General features: G+C 69.8%; 1 protein-coding gene. It reads left to right on the plus strand.

Going from position 1 to position 400, the window contains the following annotated elements; translation table 11 throughout:
* Positions 1 to 400: hypothetical protein (locus KUM49_RS42385; protein ID WP_217242280.1), on the plus strand; the 400-nt coding region annotated here is incomplete at both ends.

Raw genomic sequence — 400 nt, forward strand, 5'->3', positions numbered from 1 at the left:
GTGAGGTCGAGTCGGTGTTGGTGGGGCATCCGCGGGTCGGACAGGCCGCGGTGGTGGTGCGGGAGGACACCCCGGGCGACAAACGCCTCATCGCCTACATCGTCCCGGCCGGTCAGGGGCAGAGCGCCGATGCCATGCCCGACATCGCGACGGAAGGCCTGCCCGCTGCCGTGCGTGCCTGGGTTGCCGAGTGGTTGCCGGAGTACATGGTGCCGTCAGCTTTCGTCGTCCTGCCGGAGTTGCCTCTGACGGTGAACGGCAAGCTCGACCGCAAGGCCCTGCCCGCCCCGGAGTATGCCGGGGGCGGGGGTCGTGGTCCGGGGTCGGTGCAGGAGGAGATCCTGTGCCAGGTGTTCGCGCAGGTCCTGGGGGTGGACCAGGTGGGCGTGGATGACGACTT

The organism is Streptomyces sp. AC555_RSS877 (assembly GCF_019049245.1).
Lineage (GTDB): Bacteria > Actinomycetota > Actinomycetes > Streptomycetales > Streptomycetaceae > Streptomyces.